16 protein-coding genes are annotated in these 19,190 nt (G+C 59.3%); 8 read left to right on the top strand and 8 right to left on the bottom strand.

The annotated features are described in order from the left end of the window. The first annotated feature begins 208 nt into the window (after nt 1–208). The 5 genes from ACQK2L_RS15915 (at nt 209) to solA (ending at nt 7,378) form a co-directional block, all read left to right on the top strand. Nucleotides 209–1,855 carry a DUF7453 family protein gene (locus ACQK2L_RS15915; protein WP_425398014.1) on the top strand — a complete coding sequence of 549 codons (1,647 nt, stop codon included), beginning with the start codon at nt 209–211 and terminating at the stop codon, nt 1,853–1,855. Between the two features lie 461 nt (nt 1,856–2,316). After that, nucleotides 2,317–2,763 carry a hypothetical protein gene (locus ACQK2L_RS15910; RefSeq protein ID WP_425398013.1) on the top strand — a complete coding sequence of 149 codons (447 nt, stop codon included), beginning with the start codon at nt 2,317–2,319 and terminating at the stop codon, nt 2,761–2,763. Nucleotides 2,764–3,296: 533 nt separating this feature from the next. Continuing rightward, a complete protein-coding gene (gene holA, locus ACQK2L_RS15905; protein ID WP_425398012.1) occupies nt 3,297–4,349 on the top strand; it encodes a DNA polymerase III subunit delta in 1,053 nt (350 codons plus the stop codon). 266 nt (nt 4,350–4,615) lie between these two features. After that, the gene (locus ACQK2L_RS15900; RefSeq protein WP_425398011.1) at nt 4,616–6,142 is read left to right on the top strand and encodes a hypothetical protein; all 1,527 of its coding nucleotides are present in this window, start codon (nt 4,616–4,618) and stop codon (nt 6,140–6,142) included. A 111-nt stretch (nt 6,143–6,253) separates the two neighbouring features. After that, nucleotides 6,254–7,378, top strand: a complete 1,125-nt coding sequence (gene solA, locus ACQK2L_RS15895) for an N-methyl-L-tryptophan oxidase (RefSeq protein WP_425398010.1) — start codon at nt 6,254–6,256, stop codon at nt 7,376–7,378. Between the two features lie 38 nt (nt 7,379–7,416). On the opposite strand, the gene ACQK2L_RS15890 is transcribed toward solA, so the two are convergent. Next, complete coding sequence (locus tag ACQK2L_RS15890) at nt 7,417–8,637, bottom strand: cell surface protein (RefSeq protein ID WP_425398009.1); 1,221 nt, start codon at nt 8,635–8,637, stop codon at nt 7,417–7,419. 172 nt (nt 8,638–8,809) lie between these two features. On the opposite strand from ACQK2L_RS15890, the gene ACQK2L_RS15885 reads away from it, so the two are divergent. The 3 genes from ACQK2L_RS15885 to clpX all read left to right on the top strand — a co-directional run bounded on the left by ACQK2L_RS15885 (nt 8,810) and on the right by clpX (nt 13,523). Continuing rightward, a complete protein-coding gene (locus ACQK2L_RS15885; RefSeq protein WP_425398008.1) occupies nt 8,810–9,781 on the top strand; it encodes a DUF6384 family protein in 972 nt (323 codons plus the stop codon). Between the two features lie 23 nt (nt 9,782–9,804). Continuing rightward, complete coding sequence (locus tag ACQK2L_RS15880; protein WP_425398007.1) at nt 9,805–11,289, top strand: hypothetical protein; 1,485 nt, start codon at nt 9,805–9,807, stop codon at nt 11,287–11,289. 950 nt (nt 11,290–12,239) lie between these two features. Next, nucleotides 12,240–13,523 carry an ATP-dependent Clp protease ATP-binding subunit ClpX gene (gene clpX / locus ACQK2L_RS15875; RefSeq protein WP_425398006.1) on the top strand — a complete coding sequence of 428 codons (1,284 nt, stop codon included), beginning with the start codon at nt 12,240–12,242 and terminating at the stop codon, nt 13,521–13,523. Nucleotides 13,524–13,664: 141 nt separating this feature from the next. Here clpX and ACQK2L_RS15870 read toward each other — a convergent pair whose 3' ends face one another. From ACQK2L_RS15870 to ACQK2L_RS15840, 7 genes are all read right to left on the bottom strand, one after another. Next, on the bottom strand, nt 13,665–14,132 hold the full coding sequence (locus tag ACQK2L_RS15870) for a hypothetical protein (protein WP_425398005.1): 468 nt from the start codon (nt 14,130–14,132) through the stop codon (nt 13,665–13,667). A 12-nt stretch (nt 14,133–14,144) separates the two neighbouring features. Then, nucleotides 14,145–14,525: an SPW repeat domain-containing protein gene (locus ACQK2L_RS15865; RefSeq protein WP_425398004.1), complete on the bottom strand. Its 381-nt coding sequence runs from the start codon at nt 14,523–14,525 to the stop codon at nt 14,145–14,147. After that, complete coding sequence (locus tag ACQK2L_RS15860) at nt 14,525–15,070, bottom strand: vitamin K epoxide reductase family protein (protein ID WP_425398003.1); 546 nt, start codon at nt 15,068–15,070, stop codon at nt 14,525–14,527. The genes ACQK2L_RS15865 and ACQK2L_RS15860 overlap by 1 nt, the downstream gene beginning before the upstream one ends. Nucleotides 15,071–15,167: 97 nt before the next feature. Then, nucleotides 15,168–16,298: an NAD-dependent epimerase/dehydratase family protein gene (locus ACQK2L_RS15855; RefSeq protein ID WP_425398002.1), complete on the bottom strand. Its 1,131-nt coding sequence runs from the start codon at nt 16,296–16,298 to the stop codon at nt 15,168–15,170. A gap of 172 nt (nt 16,299–16,470) precedes the next feature. After that, nucleotides 16,471–17,607, bottom strand: coding sequence for an AI-2E family transporter (locus ACQK2L_RS15850; RefSeq protein ID WP_425398001.1), 1,137 nt, complete (start codon nt 17,605–17,607; stop codon nt 16,471–16,473). A 119-nt stretch (nt 17,608–17,726) separates the two neighbouring features. Then, nucleotides 17,727–17,897, bottom strand: coding sequence for a hypothetical protein (locus ACQK2L_RS15845; protein ID WP_425398000.1), 171 nt, complete (start codon nt 17,895–17,897; stop codon nt 17,727–17,729). A gap of 51 nt (nt 17,898–17,948) precedes the next feature. Continuing rightward, nucleotides 17,949–19,118: a hypothetical protein gene (locus ACQK2L_RS15840; RefSeq protein ID WP_425397999.1), complete on the bottom strand. Its 1,170-nt coding sequence runs from the start codon at nt 19,116–19,118 to the stop codon at nt 17,949–17,951. Nucleotides 19,119–19,190 lie beyond the last annotated feature (72 nt).

Raw genomic sequence — 19,190 nt, 5'->3', positions numbered from 1 at the left:
GGGCTGGGATGCATGCCGTTTGGGGTCGCGCGGCGGAGCTGGCGCTAAGATTGGTCCACTTGGTGCCTGCTGCGTATCCAATGGCCATTGCCAGTCTTCACCTGCTGAGAATTCCCGCTTTTCCTCCAGTTTTGTAGTCGATTCTGCGCGACTTGGTTATGTATGATGGGCCGTGCATTGCAAATAGGCTCTCAGAAAGGTCGGCTTAGTGTACCAAGAATCGCCAATCAAACTCTCGGTTCTCCGCTACTCTCTCGGCTTGGCAGCATCGTTGCTGTTGGCGGTCGTCGTTGACGCGACGCACGCCATCGAGATTAAAACGGAGTTGATTACCCTCACCGACGTTGCAGCGCCTGATGGTATGGGCACGATTGTGGATTTGGGCGGCCCTGTGTTGAACGACGTTGGTCAGGTTGCTTTTGGGGTCCGATATCTTAGCGATCCCCCAAGCAACGGCCCGTTTGGTTTGCTTCTCAGTGACGGATTGGGCGGCTTGGTGACGCTCGCCCGAACCGGCGACAGCGTGCCGGATGGTAATGGCACCTTGCGCGACGTTGGTACATTCCCGCGAATCAACAATGCAGGTCAAGTCGTTTTTCACAGCGACCTGGTGAATTTTACGGGGCCCCTCCTGAACAACCAGGCACTCTATCTCAGCGACGGCGCAAACAGTCTGCAGCAAATAGTACGTGCGGGCGATCCTACCCCGGACGGTAACGGCATCATTGCCGACTTCGACAATCCAACCATCAGCACGCCAGTTCTGAACGATGCGGGGCAGGTCGTGTTCCACGGCTACTTCAGCGCGTTCGACAGCAGTAACTCCGCTCTCTATCTCAGCAACGGGCCCGGCGACCTTGTGGAAATCGCCCGCACGGGAGATGCAGCGCCAGACGGCGTCGGTACTTTTCAAAGCCTTCGCAATCCGTCCGTAAATGAAGCGGGACAAGTTGCCTTCGGCGTCTTCTTCTCGGACACCGGAAGTAACGTGAATCGCAATGGAATTTTCCGTCGTGAAATCACAGGCGATTTAGTGCAGATCATCCGTACCGGCGGCTTAGCCCCCGATGGTAATGGAACTCTGTTCGCCGCCAGCGACCTTTCGCTGAACGATTCTGGTCAGATCGTCTTCAAGGGCCTTCTCACTGGCACCAATGCCGGGCAAGCGGACAACCAAGCTCTCTACCTGGGTGACGGTATCGGCGAGCTTGTACAATTGGTGCGCAAAGGGGATGCTGTGCCTGGCGGAATCGGTCGATTTAGCGATCTTGGCAACCCTTATGTGAACAATGCCGGCCAGACCGTTTTCCACAGCAATCTCATCGACACTGTCAACTTTGGCGACGATACGGGATTGTTTCTAAGCGATGCATCTGGCCAACTGGTGCAGATTGCCCGCGAGGGGGATGCCGTGCCAAGCGGCAATGGCCGGTTTGCCGATATGGGCCTCACCAACTCATTGACTTTCAGTGGGAGTCGGGCTGCGATCAACGATGCGGGCCAAGTGGCGTTTCTGGCCGATCTGAAGCTTACCAGCGGAGGCGACAAAGATAACCAGGCACTCTACTTGTACGACGTTGCGTTGGGCTTAACGCAACTAGCACGCACGGGCGAACCACTTTTGGGTAGCACAATCACGGGTTTGTTCTTTCTTGATGGCAGTGGTGGATTTGGCGACGATTTGGGCAACGAACGAAGCGGGCTGAATGACTCCGGACAGGTTGCCTACTTGTTTGCGCTGGCAGATGGTCGAGAAGGAATCGCCATTGCAACCATCGTCCCCGAGCCGAGTACGCTACTGCTAATTCTCTTGACATGCACCGTCACCTTATGGCGCCTGCGGTTCACGGGCTGAGGCAGTCGTGGCCTTCGCGCACTGTGCCGATGTGAAACAGAACTCATATGCGCTCGAGGCGACACTTCGACAGATATGCCCCAATCCCCACTTTCTCCCCTTGTGCTGGGCGAAACTTTTCACTCAGCGTGGTAGAACGGTGGCTGGCCGATGGGCTAATTCTGCGGGGCTCGACCGAATCTACCATGTTCTGCCAAGACCTAACTCCCTACCACTATCACGGCTGTCCTACGGGGCTTCCAGGCACGCGCAACGTTGGCTGGTTGGATAAGTCTGAACCGTTCCCTACGGGCACCGTGCAGCCGCGGCATCTGGACAGAATCCGGCGGTATGCGAGTGTTCCCATTCACTTGATGAGGGGATTTCATCGTTGTCAATTCTGTCCAGGACGAGACGTAGAGACTGGCAACGGTGAAATCTGGCTCCGATCACCCGGCGGTCCGATCTATGTTGCGCCCAGGATGTTGCCACACTATATCGAGGAGCACGGCTACCTCCCGCCGGGGGAATTTCTTTCGATCTTCGACGCTGAAGTCGAAGCGGTGTCGAATCGAGAGTGCGACGATCTGTTTCGGGAACACGATCGACATCTGGCGGACAATCCAACTCGGACAGACATCCTCGTCGCGCTGTACGACGTGCAAGTGTTCTGGGATGTTGCCGACTTTGCCGACTTGATTGCATTTCGAAAGTTCCTGGAGTGGAATCAGGGACCAGGGCCCTTCTTGCGTACGGATCGGCTGAGCAAGAACGACTTGGGTTACTGTTTGAACCTGGAATCCCGCGACCCAGCCGAGAGCTTTGGCGAAATCCACAAGCGGTTCGAACGTCACGAATTCAGGCCAAAGTCGTATCGGTACCGTTTGGTGCATCTAGACGAACCTTGGACAGTCGTTGAGGGTTGCTAGACAGAAAAAGAGTATCCAGGTCCGCTCCGTGGCTGCGCTGCTTATCGCCAACGTCATTCCTGGGACTAACGTCCCAGGCTATGCGCGGTCGCCGCTCCGCGGCTGAACTAGTTTTGGCACCGCCGCCCTTGGTCGCAAACCAACGTCATTTTCACACGCCCCCGCCCATCCAATTCCACTTTCTCCCCTCGCGCCAGGCGAAATTTTACACTCCGCGTGGTAGAACGGAGGCTGGCTGCGGGTCTTGGCTCGCGGCTTGGAAATGGAGCGGTTGGGGCGCCTCAGGGGTTTTGTCGCACCTGCGGCGAACCGAGCGCAACAACCCTCGGAGTTTTGTCGCACCCCCCGATTGGAAATGCCTAGAAAACCAGACCTTTGGCGAGGCCCACTGCGACAAAACGATGGGAGTTTTGCCGCAGGTAATCGTTTTGCCGCGGCAGTGCGACAAAACGTGCGACAAAACCCCGCGGCGGCATATTCCCGGGCGTCGGGTTGGTCCTTGTTCGTTCATCCTTAAGTCATTGATTCCCGCCATGCTTGCTCTCGAACTGCTAGTCGCCAAACAGCTGCCTGAACGTGGTCCGCTCGCGGCCGTGTATGGCGACGACGACTACCTGCGGCGGGAAGTGTTGATGCGGCTGCGCGGTGGCGAGTCGGCCGCGTTCTTCACCGGTAAGGAGGCCGACTGGCGCGACGTGCACGACGCCCTGACCACCATGAGCCTGTTCGGCGACGATGCCCAGGTGGTAGTGGTGGAGGAGGCCGATACGTTCGTGACCGCGAATCGCGACAAGCTAGAGAACTGGGTGAAGTCGCCGCAGAGCGCGCGGACCCTGGTGCTGGAGGTAAAGACCTTTCCAAAAACCACTAAGCTGGCCAAGGCGACCGAGAAGGTTGGGCTGGCGGTCGATTGTGGGGTGCCGAGCGACAACAAGGGTGGCCGGCTCAACAAGTTCACCTCTGCGGCCAAGAAGTGGCTGGCCCATCGCGCGAAGCACGTGCACCAGTGCGAGCTGGATCGCACGGCCATCGATCGGTTGTTCGACCTGTTGCCGATGTCGCTGGGGTTGATGGATCAGGAAGTAGCGAAGCTGTCGTTGCTCTCGGACTCGGGCGTGATCGATCTGCCGCTGGTCGAGGCCAACGTGGGCGACTGGCGCACGCGGCAGACTTGGGACATGATCGACGCGATGGTCGAAGGTCGGTCGGCTGAGGCGATGAAGCAACTCGACAAACTGCTGGCAGCCGGCGAGGAGCCGATACCGATCCTGGCGCAGGTGGCCTACACGCTGCGAAAGTTCGCCACGGCCGGGCGATTGGTCGAGCAGGCGGAAGCCGCTGGTCGGCGAGTCTACCTGCCGCAGATTCTGCTCGAGGCGGGCTTCTGGAAGAACAAAGTGGACGACGCCACGCAGCAGCTCAAAACGATCGGCCGCCCTCGCGCGGTGCAGCTGTCTCGGTGGTTGCTGGACATGGACCTGGCGATGAAAGGCTACAACAGCGGCCACGATGCGGCGCGACTGGAGCTGGAACGACTGATAGCACGCCTGTCGGACGCGGCGAAGCCCGCACGGGTTGGTAGGTAACGTATTCAATAGCCGACGAGCTACGCCTCGTACGGGATTTCACGACAAGGCGTAGCTTGTCGGCTAGGGGTCTCTATTGCTGGCAAAGTGAATTCCTACACGCTTTCACTGCTGGCACGAGAAACATTCACGCGCTAACGAATGTCGCCTTGCCGCAGGTGCTTGTATTTCCTACCATCCGCCTCGCAAGTGCTATGACCTGCCGGCTTTAGGACGGGTCGACGAGGGCGGGGCCGTTTGAGGGGGAGACAACCAACAAACCAACGATGGTCAAGGTGCGAGTACTAAGAATCAATCTGTTCGTTGCATGCTGTCTGGCGCTGACGGGTTGCCAGTCGATGCCGTGGATGCGCACCGCATCGAACGAACCGCCGAAGTCCGCCATGGCGGATTTGCCGATGGCCATAGGGCGCGAAGGTTCGAGCTTCGCTACGCCCGACGTGCAGCAAGCGGCCTCGTTCGCCGATCCCAACGCGCTGGCGTCCGCTTCGTCCATCACGCCGCTCACGGGACAGGAACTGGCCCATAGCGACGAAGTTCTGCGCGAGCTAAACACCATTGGTGCGGTCGATCCGGTTGCCGCGCAGCAGTTGGTCGAACGACTGCAGGAAACCAAACCATCGCTCCGCCCGTTGGTCGCCCGACAGTTCCGCACCAGCTGGCAGTATCACCGCGACCAGTTCGGTGCCAACGCCGAGAATGCGGCCGTCGCGCAACAACCGCAGGAGAGCGTTGCGCACGTCGCGCAATTGCCACCTCCGGTGAACACTACGCCGCCCGCTGAGGGTCAGCCACCCACGACTTACCAGCCGGCAGCCGATGCGCCATTGAATGGTGCGATGAATGGTGCGATCGACCCGAACAGCGAAACGATGCGGCAGTTGCAGCAGCACCTTCAGCAAGCGACGCAGCAACCACCAAGCGAACCAACCAACCCACCGCCAGCAAACACCGAGCCGCAAGCTGCGGCCGAACCTGCGAAGCCAAAGCAGGACGGCCAGGTCGTGCAGGCTGGGCATGCCGAGCCGCCCAAGTTGGAGCCCATCCCTGTGCAGGAGGGAGCGAACGGCCCGCTGGAAGTCGAAACGCCGCGCAGTTGGCAGGAGGCACTCGGGCAGACGATCGACAACCTTGCCGACGACGTGGCCAAGGATCCGCGGAGCACCGACGAAGCGTACCAGCACGTGCGATTGCGGCTGATGCAACTCGTGGCCGGCGACCAGGATCTGGCGCTCGAGCCCATCCCCGGGCTGACGCCGACCGAACAGAGCTATTGGAAGAATCAACTGTTCGCGATCGCCACGCTGCTGGACCACGAAGCCATGCCCGAGGAACAAGCCCGGGCAGCGCTCGCCGCCGAGCAGTTGTCGGAGGCAGCCGCTCGTTTGGGTGAGTTGTCGGACCTGGAACTACGGAACATGTCGTTCTGCGAGAAGGTCTACGGGTTTGGCGACTACCGGAAGCATCAGTTCGATGGCTACAAGGCGGGTCAGCAGGTGAAGCTGTACGCCGAGGTGGATAACTTCCGTAGCGAGTCGGACGAGAAGGGATATCATACGTCGCTGGCGACCAGCTACGAAGTGCTGGACCAGGCAGGCAACCTCGTCGAAGGCGGTGAGTTCGCCATTGTGGAAGACTACTGCAGTCGCAAGCGGCAGGACTTCTACATCGAGTACACGGTGCATATTCCCAAGCAGATCTACCCCAGCAAGTACGAACTGCGACTGACGATGCGCGACCGCCTGAGCGGCAAGATCGGCAAGTCGTCGGTGATGTTCGAGATCGTCGAATAGCCACATCTTATCAAGCCGAACTTTTCGGATAGCGATCCCAAAACGTCACCGATAATTCAGGCGTTCGTCGAGATCACAATCCGAAAAGAGTCGTTTGACTGAGCATTAGGCATGAACTCGTACGAGACTATCGTCGTCGGCGCCGGAGGAGTGGGTAGCGCTGCGATGCGAGAGCTAGCGCGACGTGGCCAGAAGGTGCTGGGCATCGACCGCTTCGCCCCGCCGCACGACCGCGGCAGCACGCACGGCGAGACGCGCATCATTCGCCAAGCGTACTTCGAACATCCCGACTACGTTCCGCTGTTGTGGCGAACTTACGAGCACTGGGCCGAATTGGAGAAGGCATCCGGCGCCAAGCTGTTCACGCAGTGCGGTCTGGTGGAAGCCGGCCCCGCCGACGGTGAAGTGGTCGCCGGCGTGCTGCGGGCGGCTGAGGAGCACTCGCTGGAAGTGGAACAGCTCACCGCCAGCGAACTCACCAACCGCTGGCCGGCGCTGCGCTTGCCAGACAACTTGTCGGCCGTGTTCGAACCGACCGCGGGTTACCTGCTGGTGGAACGCTGCGTGGAGACGCTGTTGGGCGATGCCAAGCAACGCGGCGCGGAACTACTGACCGACTGCGAGGTCACCGGGTGGTCGGCGAGCGACAAGGGTGTCGAGGTCACTACGACTCGCGGGACGTTCACCGCGGGCGCGCTGGTCATCACCGCCGGCGCATGGGCGGCGGAGTTGCTGGGCGAGTTGGGCGTGCCGCTCACCGTGCTGCGGAAGAGCTTGTTCTGGTACTCGTCTACCGGAGTCGAGCGAGCCGCCGAGTTGCCGGCGTTTTTGTACGAACTCGACTATGGCGTGCCGTATGGCTTCCCGCCGGTCGATGGCCAGCGGATGAAGGTCGCCGTGCACGATGGCGGTGTGCCGGTCGACGATCCGCTTGAGCAGGCCGAGAGCATCGACGCGCACGAACTGGAAGTCACGCAGCGATTCCTCGCCGAGTACGTCGCCGGGGCAGGGCGGGAGCCACTGCACACCGGGACATGCCTTTACACGATGACACCCGACAGCCACTTCGTGGTCGATCGACACCCTGAGCACGCGAACGTGGTGTTCGCCGCCGGACTATCGGGGCACGGATACAAGTTCGCCCCTGTGCTGGGAGAAGCGCTGGTCGACTTGGTGACTACAGGAGAAACCGAACTACCAATTGAGTTCCTCGGTCTTCAGAGGTTCCACCCCTAGCCGGACCGCCACGCGGTCCGCGAAATCCCAAGGAGAAACTACAGCGGTGCTTGTGCGTCTTCCTCGGAGGCACCCATCGCGAACTTGGCCAGTGTGCTTTGGTAGCGAGCTTTGCCTTCTTCCACCACCCGGCGGATTTCGCGAGCGTTCTCTTCGCTCTCCTTGCGAAGTTCGGCGATCATCTTGAGCGAGTCGACCTGGTAGTCGGAGATGGACTTCACCAGCTTTTCCAGCGACTCGGGGCTGATGGTCGAACCGTACCCCGCTTTCAGGGCGGCGCGCTCCAACTCGCGGCCCAGATCGGCGACGTCTTCCAGGCTCTTGTTCACACCTTCCTTGAGTGCCTCGGTCGACTGGGTCGCTTCGTGCAGTCCTTGTTGCGAGGTGTACACGGTGCCCAGGATGGTGAACACGTGCTCGTTGGTGGTGAAGAACGTCACCGCCCGGCGGTAGACTTGTTCCTTCACGTCATGCGTCTGGCGGAGCTTGGTGACGAGCGTCTCGCCGACGTCGTAGCCGATGGCCAGGTTCTCGGCGATGTCCTTACAGAGTTGATAAACACGGTCCTCGTTCTTCCACTTGTCATGCGCTTCGTCCCGCTCCAACTCCAACCGCGACTTCTGGCTCTCGTCGTCGCCCGTGTAGTCGGTCACGGCTTTTTGGGCGTCGGCCAGGGCTTTCTTGGCGGACTCCAGGTGCGGCAGTTGCTTCTCGAGCAACTCGCGGGCCATGATCTCCGCTTCCTTCAGGGCGAAGCGGAAGTCGATGTAGCCGTCCATGATCACTTCTTCGCGATCCAGCTGGTCCTTGGTGTCCTTGCAGACTTCCTGGTAAACGTCCACGATCTTCTCGAACCGGGCGTGGGGCGTGCCGCGGCGGATTTTCATCCACACGTTCGACATCTTCTCGCCCAGGCCGATCTTGCCGTCGTCGAGTTGAGCGATCAGCCGCTTGGAGTCTTCGCGGATCGAGTCGAACATCTGGCTGATGTCGAGATACCGATTGCCGACGTTGATGTCCTCAACGTTCTCCCGCACGAGCTGGTTGAACTCGCTCATGTGCTTCACCGTGTTGGCGATCGCCAAGGCGCGGGCTTCGTCCACGTGGCGGACTTCTTCCAGCAGGCGGATCAGCTCGTTTTGCACGTCCTTGCCGGTGGCGATGCCGAATTTCTCCAGTACCTCCAGGGCGCGGTCCATGTACTTCGAGGTTTTTGGAGGGGCTTTCGTTTCGGTCTGCTGGGCGGTTTGACTGGCCATGGACGATTCTCGCAAGTAAGGAGAGGAGCTTTTCACCGCTGGCACGCCGGCGGCCTGCTTGGCATTTGCCCTTCAGTAAACAACAATTACTGGCATCCGACAAGCATCCGCGTGTCCCAAACGCGCGCGACACGCGAGATTTACCGGTAACCGGTAGTGGAGTAAACAAGCCATGAGCCAATCGGCGCAAGAGTCTGCCCAGCCTCCGCAGTTCGAAGCAGATGTCGAACCCGCGGAGCAGAAACTCACGCTCGACGAGATGACGCGCGTGATGGACGTCGCGCGGACACTCCGCAAGGAGCGTTCGATCGCCGAGCGGGAACTCAACCGCGAGGAGACCATCGCGCTCTTGCGGCAGAAACTCCGCGAAGCGGCCGACCTGGCGGGCGATCCGGTGACCGACGAGCAGATCGACACGGCCATCGAGCACTACTTCGATAACCTGCACGAGTTCGACCCGCCGGAGCCCGGCCTGGAGACCTTTGCCGCGGGCGTTTACGTGCGGCGATACCAGATCACCGCATGGGCCTTGGCCATCGCCACGGCCGCGCTGCTGTTATGGGGGGGGTGGTTCAGCGGAATGCTGCCGGGCAAGCGGCAGACGGAACTCCAAGCTCGCGAGGCCTATTCGCAAGTCGAAGAGGTTACCGGATCGATTGAGAAACTGGCCACCGATCCCGCGGTGACCGCCGAAGCCCAAGCCGCCCGCGCCGAGGCAGCGACGTATCTCGATCGGGGCGAGGTGTCGGCGCTGGAGCAACTAAAGAGTCGCCTTTTGCAGCAAGAGTCGGTCCTCAAAGCCGAATACCAGGTAATGATCGTCCAGGGCCCGCTCTCTGGCATCGAGCGGCATGCACCTGGCACGGGGGATCTGTCTGGCAGCTACTTGATTGTCCAGGCGGTGGACTCCAGCGGCAATGTGGTCCCAATGCAGATTCGCAACGCCGAGTCGGGCAAGATGGAGCGCGTCACCGAGTGGGCCGAGCAGGTGCCCCAGGAAGTATTCGAGCGAGTGATGGCCGACAAGCAGGAGGATGGCGTGGTCGACAATCGGGAGTTGGCCGTCAAACGGCGCGGCGAGCAGGACGTAGAGGTAACGCTGCCAGGCGTACTGCAGCGAGGGAGACAGATCACGAAGTGGTAGGCAACTTGATTCCTGGCGGCGAGGTGGCTCGACAATTGGAAGGAGCCCGTCGCGACGCACGCCGTCGCGCCGAGGGGGTGCGCGCGGGTCTCGACAAGCTGGACGACTTCATCAAAGATCTGATCGCACAGCGGGGCCACGCACTGATGGAGCTGGCGCAGCACTACTTTCCCGATCTATCGCAAACCACCATCTCCCAGCAGTTCGCCGAGGTGCGGGGTCGCTTGCAGCAATTGCTCGAGCAGAAACAGCAACGCGAAGCGGAACTGAACGCCACCTGGGACAAGTGCCTCGACCGGCGAGCCGAGCTTGATCACCAGATCGAGCAAGTCACCGACAAGCTCGACAAACTGGCCGCCCACCGGGATGAACTCGAAATGCTGCTTGCACAGCGACTCCGCGAGCACCCCGAGTTCGAGCCCCTGTCGCAACAGGCACTGGCGGCCGAGACGGAGCTGAAGCGCAACGAACTGCGCGTGGCCGAGATGCGTGAAGAAGTGGCCGAGAAGCTGCCGGCCTACGAGAAGAGTCGGATGTTCCAGTACTTGCATCGTCGCGGCTATGGCACCTCGGAGTATCGCGGCAAAGGTTGGACGAAACAGCTCGATCGTTGGGTGGCCAAGATCGTCAAGTACAATAAGAACCGCCAAAGCTACAACTTCCTGAAAGTCACTCCCGACCTGATGGCCAACGAAGTGGAGCGACGCCGGGAGGAATTCAACAAGCTGATGCAGCGACTCGAGGACATCGAGGACGCGATTAGCGACGAGATTGGGTTGACCGAAGTGCTGAAGGAAGGGAGCGAGCGAGCGCGAGAGCGCGAGGAGTTGCTCAAGAGTGTGGCCGAAGTGGACGCCCAGCGCGACAAGGTCGAGAAGGAACTCGCGCGACTGGAGGCCACGGAGAACGAGTACTACGAAACAGGCGTGAGACGCTTGAAGGACTTTCTGGGCAACATGGAGGAGTCGGCGCTGGAGTATCGCACTCGCATGACGCCGCAGACGACCGACGACCGCATTTTCAGCGAAATCAAACGTTGCAACTCCCAACTGCGCGACGCTCGGAAGCAGACGCGCGAAGATCGCGAGTTGCTGCATGTATGGAGCGAGAAGCTATCGGGACTCGACCAGGTGGCGCGTCGCTTTCGGATGCACGAGTTCGACGCGCGGCGGTCCTGGTTCTCGCCGCAGTTGAATCTCTCGCGCGAGGTCGATCGCTACCTCGACGGACAGAATACCCCGGCCGGGCTGTGGTCGACGCTCGCGCGCTACCAGAAGTTCATCCAGCCACAGCTCGACGACAGTTGGGACGACCTGCCCAGCGTGTTCGATAGCGATGTGTCGCGCGTGCTCGGTCGGGTGTTGGTGGAAGTGGCCGGCGAGGCAATGCGGCACGCGGCCCAACGCGGCATGCACCGTCGCGGCCCCACTCGCCAGCGGACCCGCAGCCGCAGTGGCCGCCCGCCCTATCGACGGGGCGGGGGATTTACGACCGGCCGAGGTTTCTAGCCGCTTTGCGGACATTTGGCTTTTCGGCTGGATTCTTCCCTCGGCCGAGGTCGAACTCTTGCCAGTTGGGTTGAGATTTGGCGTTGTGACGCCAATTGTTAAAATAGATAATATGGACGCGTAAGCCGCCCCCGGGCATAATTGTCAATACGGCGGGTGGCGGTCGGGCGATCCCTACCCACTAGTGGCAGCAAGGGGCAAGCACGGTCACCGGGATTCAGTAGTGTTGGGACTGATTGGAGCAACTTGGACGGACAAAGCGGTTGGATTGTCGACGGCCATTTTGTGGTTTGCTTTGATCTTCGCACTGCTGGCAATCTTTGTCACACTGATCCGAAGATACCGACAACGCGGATCGCTGCTGAGAAGGTTGCGCGATGGTGACACCGGCGACGAGGATGACCCCAGCCAATTGCTCACCAAGTTCCGAGATTTGCATTCTCGGGGTACGCTGAGCGATGGTGAATACCGAACAATAAAAGCAAAGCTAGCAATGCAAATCCAAGGCGACGTGGACGATACCCAATCCAATCGCGATTAAACGGATTTGCAATGCGTAAAGCTTAACGGCAACTAACGACCAGTCCGCCTGTGACTGTTGCAACCGCCACGCAGGGCCAGAGGGCCTGGGCCGGTTGTAATTGGCGCGGCAAACAGGCTTGCCCTGCTAGCGGAAAACGGTCGATGAACGAACACCATCGGTACTGCGTAAGAAGAGTCGAACACTGCTCGACTAGAGCGTGGACAAGGAAGCCTCGCCTCGCGTGAAGGCACGAATGTTCACCTGACCTTGAGTCCAGCCCTCCCAGCAACGCCTCGTCGGGACGACGAGATGTGGGCTCAGGCGGTCAGGTAAACAAAATCGTGTCATCGAGCGACACCACAGGAAGAACTCCAGGGCGGATACTGTATTCAGCCCCTGGGGCACACGAGACGAGGAAGGAGCAACCATGCCCTCAAGCAGGGATCTCACCAGCACCCGCCGCGGCGGTACCAACAAGAAGAACGCGTTCTGTTCGTTCTGTCGCAAGAGCTATCGGGACGTAGGTCCCCTGGTCGAAGGACCAGGCGATGTCTACATCTGCGGCGAATGCATCGAGCTATGCCAGAGCATACTCGACCAGGAACGCAAACGCCGTGGTGGCAGCAAGCAGCTGTTCACCAAGATTCCTTCGCCCCGCGACATTGTCACCGAGCTGGACAATTACGTCATCGGGCAAGAGTCGGCTAAGCGAGTGCTGGCCGTGGCCGTGCACAGCCACTATAAGCGACTGCTGGTGGCCGACGACGAGCACGATATCGAAATCGACAAGTCGAACATCTTGTTGGTTGGTCCCACCGGTTGCGGCAAGACTCTCTTGGCCCGCACCCTCGCCCGCTCGCTCAACGTGCCGTTCGCCATTGGCGACGCGACCACGCTGACCGAAGCTGGCTACGTGGGCGAAGATGTCGAGAACCTGCTACTCAAGTTGCTGCATGCGGCCGACTTCGACATCGAAGCCGCCCAACGAGGCATCTTGTACATCGACGAGATCGACAAGATTGGCAAGACCAGCCAGAACGTTTCGATCACCCGCGACGTGTCGGGCGAGGGCGTTCAGCAGGCTTTGCTCAAGATGCTCGAAGGCACCACGGCCAACGTTCCGCCACAAGGCGGACGGAAGCATCCCGAGCAACAGTACATCCAGCTCGACACGACGAACATCCTGTTCATCTGCGGCGGCACCTTTGCCGGCGTGGAGGACATTGTTCGCAAGCGAATGGGCTGCCGCAGCATCGGCTTCACGCAAGGCGACGCCGCCGGCGAGGAACTGAGCCTCGGCGACGCCCTGGCGGCTGTCGAGCCGGACGACCTGATCGAATACGGCTTGATCCCCGAACTGGTGGGCCGCTTGCCGGTGATCAGTTCTCTGCGTCCGCTGCCTGAAGAAGCGTTGGTCCGCGTGCTGACCGAACCAAGAAATGCTCTGACTCGTCAGTATAAGCACATCTTTGGGATGGAAGATGCCGATCTGAACTTTACAGACGAAGCCCTTCGCGCCATCGCCCGCCGTGCGGCCGAGCGTGAAACGGGCGCCCGCGGCCTGCGGTCGATCATCGAGAACGTGATGCTCGACATCATGTTCGACCTGCCCGACCAACCGCGCGGCCAGCGTTACGTGATCACCGACGACATCGTCGAAGGTCGCGCCAAGCTGTTCGACGGCGACGAGCCAGTCAACAAGAGCGCGTAAGAGTACTGCGTCAACGAATCCACGGATGGAAGACGTTCAAGCCCGGGGCCACGGCCGCCGGGGGTTAAGTCTCCATCAATAAGCGAGCCCGGGCAATTGTGCCCGGGCTCTTTTTCTTTACTATTGCTTTCCTCGATGGCGTCAGTACGACTTAAGGTCGCGAAGCTCTACTTGTTCCCAGCCTTTCGCTCGCGCTTTTTGCTCCTCCATCAGGCGAAGACGCTCGATCAGATCGCGTACCGCTCGACTCTCGGATTGCTCCAGAACGCGGTCGTAGAGTGCAAGGATCCGTTTGTCGACGGCCACCAATCGATCGAGCATCGCCCGAGCATCATCCAAATCACCCTCGACCATTCCGTCCAATTCGTCATCGAGCGTTTGGACGTCAGGGAACTGAATGTAAGTGTCAAGTGCCGCAGGAGAAGCCTTGTCCACCTCGTCAGCCAGACATAGTTGCATGAAATCGTCGTGTGCCTTGGCCCGCTCGAGATAGGTCGCTAGCAATTGGTCGTTTGTATCTTCCAGGCACTGCTCGGTCAGTTCACGCAGACGACTCCGAATTCTGGAAACATGCGAGAGTACATCACGCACTTGTTGGAAGGTCTTCATCGCAGACTATCCTCATTCTCTGCCGGTCAGCTGTAAATCGGGCGTTGAGTTTTCCCGGTTTCTCCACCTCACGGGTGGAAGGGAAGCCTCATTGGGGATGATTGACAGCATGCAAATCAATAAACCCACGATCAACTCGTTCTGTAATGCGGGCTCCAAGGGCGGCGTTCCATTGAAACGCCCAAACCCAATCAGCCAAACACCTACTACCAGCAACAGCCAGTGAGCCCCGCGGGCCTTCGACCAGTACGAACCGAGAGACAGGAGCATCAGCAGGCAGCCGATAGCCAGATCGTTCGTCCACAAGTGCGCTGCGTCGGCTGGGTGGCGGAAGATGAAGGGACTCATCAGTAGCCACACGCCTAGCATGCATTCGATAATTCGAGCCCACATCACTTGGCCTCTGCTACGAGTTCGCGACCAGCCTCAACGCCGTGCTCGGTCGGTATGCCACAGAAAGCGTAGCCAACTTCGCTCCAACTGCCCGATTTCTTCCGCACCCGCAGAAGATACTTCAGCGACACGTACACTTCGTCGTAGGCCCAGTAGGCGAGAATGAGCGAGATTACTGCGGTCACCAGGCATAGGAAACACCAGTAGCCAACCACGGTGCCCTGCAAAATGACGAGTACGCTGCTCACGATGCCCAGCGGAATGACGTCGATGCCGAAAAGAAGAACCAGCCACGGCCGGTACTGCCACCGCCGCGTGGAACCAGCCATACCGAGCACCGCGTCACCCAAATAGGCAAACGCCCCGAAGGCCGCATCTGGGATGCCGATCCAACGATCCATTGTTTGGGCGACTTTTGAGTCGAGTACATTCTCTGTTCCTTCATTGAAGACTGGATCCCATACCGAGTCGATCAATCTCCATTGGTAGAGCGCCATATAGGAAGCCATCAGCGTGGCGACGCCAGCCAGAATGCAAATCGGCACCCGTTGAGCCCAGGCAGAGGGATTGTAGGAATACGGGGCCACCGCTGCATTCAAATCGCAATCAGTTTGTGCATTTAGATCGAGCATCTTGGATTTGTTACGCGTGTTGCTTTTGACTGCGAGGCCTCGCCTGCTTCAGTTTGTCCAAGGTTTCCTTGTCCGGCAGCGGCAGGTGATTTAATTCGTACCACTCGCGAGGATCCTCTTTCAGATGCCGCAGTATTTCCGGAAGCGTCTTCGATAAACAGTGTTTCGGAGTCCAGCCAAGACGCTTGCGGGCCCGCGAGTTGTTCACGGGGTAGTGAGCGTCGGCCATGTCGACCATCCACGGCTTGATAAATGGCCGGTCATCCTCGCTGGTAGCAGTTTTGTCTTTGACCCACGCGCCGGCCTTGGCCAAGGCTTTGGGAATGCGAATCGTTGGCCAGTCGTCCACGCCGTGCAGTTCCTCGCCGATTAAATCCTGCAGCTTCTCGTAGCTGAGGCACTCATCTTCGGCAACGAGGAACATTTCACTCGATTCCAGTTCGCCCCGGCGCTCGACCACAAGCTCAAAGCAATTCACCAAGTCGTCCAAGTGTACGAACGCCTGACCGCGCTCCGCATCACCTGGATAGAAGTAGCTTTCCAGTTCTTTTTCGGCAATGCGACGAATGTTCTGGGTGATCGGCAACGAGTGCCCGTACTCGTCGTACACGCCCGCCATGCGCAGCACTACCGTAGGAATCTCTCCTGCCTCGCGACGGATGACATTTTCGGCGGCGAGTTTCGATTCTGGATACTGCCACTCGGCACGAGCGGGAGACTGTTCGGTGAGCTTGTCATCGGGCTCGCAGGGCTTCATCACCAGCAAGCTACTGGAGAATACAAACTGCTCGACCTGATCGAACGCCTTGAGTTCTCGCAACAAGCGGCGCGTACCTTCGACGGTCAGGTCCCGATACAGCGGGCTATCCTCTCCGGCGAAGTCGTAGTAAGCCGCCAGGTGAATCACGCTAGTGACGTGGCTGCCGTACTGGGTGCGAACAGTCTCCAGCGCCGATTGGACGCTGTTGTCCTCCGTTAGATCGCATTCGAGGTAGTCGACGCTGGAGTGTGATGATTCAGGTTTCTGAACGTCTAGTCCGACGACCTTGTATCGCGATGCAAGTCTCTCACAAACAAGGCTACCAATCAGGCCCGTGCTACCGGTAACGATGACGAGTTGGTCGATGCTAGGAGGGTTCATCCATTGCTCCTTCCGTAATTAGAATTCTTCGATTTAGTCGGTTGGTCGGCACCAAACAGAACTGCAAATAGGATGCCGCCGGAGGATTCTGCCCCAGTGGCGAACCTGACTCGGCGGTGGTTGGTTGCCGAGAGATCAACCTGGTAGCGAGCGACTCAAAGTAGCTCGCTTGCTAGGCATTTGTGGCAGAAGCAGGCTTTGGGCTTCTGCCCGACAACCGCTTGTGCAGTATCTGCAGCATCGAGAAGAAGAACGCGGCCACGACCGGGCCGAGGAAGATGCCCCAGAGTCCCACGATCTGTAGCGCGCCCAGCGCGCTGACTAGCGCCAGCAGCGGGTGCATCTTGGCCGACTCGTGCAGCACGTAGGCGCGGATCAAGTTGTCGGACGTCGACACGATTAGCAGCCCGTACAGCGCTAGCACAATGCCGGCGGTGACTTCGCCGTTCCACAGCAGCCACAGCGAGGTTGGCGTCCACACGCCGGCCGCGCCGACGAAGGGGATCATCGACAACAGGAACGTTACGCCCACCAACAGCCACACCCGTTCGACGCCGGCCAGGTAGAGACCGATCCCTAGCAGGGCGGCTTGAGCGAACGCACAGAGAAAGATACCGACAACCACGCCACGCGAAATAGTGGCGAACTGGCGGAACAACAGCCACTCGTCTTCGCGCGCAAAGGGGGAGATCGCCCGGAGTGATCGGAGGATCTCGTCGCCTTCGGCCAGGAAGTAGTAGAGCGATAACGACAAGATGGCCAAACCGACCACCACCTCGACCACCCGCGAGAGGAACTCACCCGTCCGCTGCACAGTGCTGGAAGTGTACTGTTCGATGCCTTTGTCGACCGACTTGCGGAACGAGTCCCAATCGACGTCCGGTGCGTAGCTTTTGATCACATCTTTGATGTGTTGCAGGCCCGGCTGGTTGGCGAAGTCCCAGTTGGCGAACTCCTGCCCAGTCTTGGCCAACTCGCGACCGGCCAACAGCAGCATGCTGCCGAGCCCCGCCAGCAGCACGAACATCGTGGCCACGGTGAGCATCGCAGCAATCCGCCGCCGACCACCGAGCCATCGTGTGAGGCGATCGTAGTAGGGGCGGAACAGGATCGTCAGGATCACCGCAAAGAACAGCGGCGCGAAGAACGGTTCGATGAAGCGGAACAGCAGAATGCCGATGCCGACCGCGGCGAACAGCAACGCCCAGAACGACATCTGCCGAAACATGGGGTTGCCGCGCCCACCTGATGGCCCGCCAGTGGAAGGCGGCGACTTTGGTGAATCGTTGTGGTCGGCGCTACTAGCCATGGGGGCTGTGTTTGCGGTGAGGCTCCCTCAGAAGCTATTGCTTCGTTTAATACATTCTACTTGGGAGTGCATGATAATGCACCACCACCGCCAGGTGGCCAGTGAAAGCGTTAACCTGCCTACAGGATAGTAGTTGCCCGTGGAATGGGACGCAGCACCAACTCCACAAGCGTACCCTGCAAGGTGGCGGCGTTACGACGCCGTCGGCGGTAGACCTGAGGACTCCAGCTCCGGCGAATTTCCTGCAAGCGCTGTTCGAGACCCTTCTTTTCGTTTTGTAAGCCACGCATCTGATATCTCCTCGTAGGGCTTCTGAATGGAATGCCGTAGTCCAACTTGGATTAGTAACGAAAGATGGCCGCGATCGACGAGTCAGTGGGCATGGTTCCGGTGTCCAGTACGAAAACGTTGCCATCGGTTTGTAGAGTCTGCGCAGCCGCCAGGTCGTGAGCCTCGACCATGCCTATCGACGGTTTTCCAAACTGCTTCGCATCTAACCTCACGGGCTCCGATTTGCCGTGGCGCTCGACGAAATCTGTCGATAGCAACAGAGTCTCGACCCGGCCCTCCTGTGTTGCCGGCAAGATGTCATCGATGTCGTCGGTTGCCTTGTCTCGCGATGATGCGAACCCGAAACGCTCGAGTGCATCGTCCAGCTTTGATTGATAAGCCGGTTCGGCGATTGCCCAAGCTGCCTTGTGCAGTTGCTGGTCGGACATCCCGTCGGGGCTTCCAGTTACAGCCTCGGGCTGCAATTGCTTGTACTTGCACGCTTTTTGGAAGATAGGAAATAGGTAGTCGACGCCAGCGAAAACGAGTGGAGCGCCGCTCGCGTTGAGCAGCGGTGTAAGTGCGTTGTCCAACCGGTGGAAGTACTCCAGTAGTTCCTGCTTCTGATCTTCGCCCTCTCCGCCACCGTGCCCGTGGAAGATCGCCTCGCCGTTGGCATTTGGCGAGTCGGCATGAGAGTGAAATTGCAGCGTACTTTGGTACTCGTCGATGTTCAGTGCATCTCGCAGGTCTTCCGGCAGAGCCTCAAGCTCCAATTCCGAAACTCCATGTTTGGTGCCGCTCAGCAGTCGGACGTTTTTTTGGCTAACGGCGATGATATACATCGCGCCATCTCCCTGCAGGTAACGCACCAGCGGACTGAGGAAGAAATGGTCGCCGACTTGGGTGACTTCAGGGCCGTCGATGGGCAGCTTGTAGCAACGCGAGAACCCTTCAGCCAACAGCAGCAACAGACTCTCGCTGCCGTTTCGCCAGAATGGAGCGGCGACGGAATCCGGTAACTTTGACGCTGGTTCCAACAGACTCTCGACCTCCTGTTCGCTGCAGCCCATCGATCCAAGTCGTTGCACCGCTTCGCGAAGATGGTTCTTCAAGCGAATCGGATCCTGCCGCGTTTCCCGGCCTGTGGGATGCGTGGGGATCGAGATTGATACACAGGGCGTTGGCGGATCGCTGATGAGTTGTTCGAGTTCGTTACGACTGGGCAAAGTAGCCTGCATGTTCTCCTCGTCTATGTTGGAAGGGCTTCGTGCAAGGATGGCCATTGCTGGAAGAGCATTCCTGGTCGGCAA

It is taken from the genome of Aeoliella sp. (assembly GCF_965227375.1).
GTDB lineage: Bacteria > Planctomycetota > Planctomycetia > Pirellulales > Lacipirellulaceae > Aeoliella.
Note: the sequence above shows the minus strand (reverse complement) of the source record. Positions and strands in the feature narration are given on the sequence as shown.

Coding starts and splice junctions, on each gene's coding strand:
- ACQK2L_RS15865 (WP_425398004.1), bottom strand. CDS start 14,525: ATGTGGGCTCGAATTATCGAATGCATGCTAGGCGTGTGGCTACTGATG.
- ACQK2L_RS15850 (WP_425398001.1), bottom strand. CDS start 17,607: ATGGCTAGTAGCGCCGACCACAACGATTCACCAAAGTCGCCGCCTTCC.
- solA (WP_425398010.1), top strand. CDS start 6,254: ATGAACTCGTACGAGACTATCGTCGTCGGCGCCGGAGGAGTGGGTAGC.
- ACQK2L_RS15910 (WP_425398013.1), top strand. CDS start 2,317: ATGTTGCCACACTATATCGAGGAGCACGGCTACCTCCCGCCGGGGGAA.
- ACQK2L_RS15900 (WP_425398011.1), top strand. CDS start 4,616: ATGGTCAAGGTGCGAGTACTAAGAATCAATCTGTTCGTTGCATGCTGT.
- holA (WP_425398012.1), top strand. CDS start 3,297: ATGCTTGCTCTCGAACTGCTAGTCGCCAAACAGCTGCCTGAACGTGGT.
- ACQK2L_RS15840 (WP_425397999.1), bottom strand. CDS start 19,118: ATGCAGGCTACTTTGCCCAGTCGTAACGAACTCGAACAACTCATCAGC.
- ACQK2L_RS15885 (WP_425398008.1), top strand. CDS start 8,810: ATGAGCCAATCGGCGCAAGAGTCTGCCCAGCCTCCGCAGTTCGAAGCA.
- ACQK2L_RS15870 (WP_425398005.1), bottom strand. CDS start 14,132: ATGAAGACCTTCCAACAAGTGCGTGATGTACTCTCGCATGTTTCCAGA.
- clpX (WP_425398006.1), top strand. CDS start 12,240: ATGCCCTCAAGCAGGGATCTCACCAGCACCCGCCGCGGCGGTACCAAC.
- ACQK2L_RS15845 (WP_425398000.1), bottom strand. CDS start 17,897: ATGCGTGGCTTACAAAACGAAAAGAAGGGTCTCGAACAGCGCTTGCAG.
- ACQK2L_RS15890 (WP_425398009.1), bottom strand. CDS start 8,637: ATGGCCAGTCAAACCGCCCAGCAGACCGAAACGAAAGCCCCTCCAAAA.
- ACQK2L_RS15855 (WP_425398002.1), bottom strand. CDS start 16,298: ATGAACCCTCCTAGCATCGACCAACTCGTCATCGTTACCGGTAGCACG.